Annotated in this window: 1 protein-coding gene; it reads left to right on the top strand. The window is 65.2% G+C overall.

Annotation, left to right across the window (positions count from 1 at the left end):
* Positions 1-42 precede the first annotated feature (42 nt).
* On the top strand, positions 43-273 hold a 231-nt coding region (locus SM753_RS20595), incomplete at its 3' end, for an ATP-binding cassette domain-containing protein (RefSeq protein WP_323192930.1).

Genomic DNA, 273 nt, shown 5'->3' with positions numbered 1-273 from the left:
GCTCGACGCACTGAACCCGCAAGCGGAGACGGAGGCCGAATGATGAGTACGAACGAACCACTACTGTCGGTACGAGACCTGCAGACGACGTTCACGACGGACGAAGGGACGCTGACCGCGGTCGACGGCCTCGACTTCGACATCCACGAGGGCGAGACCGTCTGCATCGTCGGCGAGTCCGGGTCCGGGAAGACCGTCGCGAGCGAATCGATCACGCGAATCCTCTCGAGGCCCCCGGCGCACATCGACGGCGAGGTGCGGTTTCGTGGCGAC

Origin of the sequence: Halostella sp. PRR32 (genome assembly GCF_034808085.1) — an archaeon.
Taxonomy (GTDB): domain Archaea; phylum Halobacteriota; class Halobacteria; order Halobacteriales; family Natronoarchaeaceae; genus Halostella; species Halostella pelagica.
This window is presented reverse-complemented; position numbering and strand designations above follow the sequence as displayed.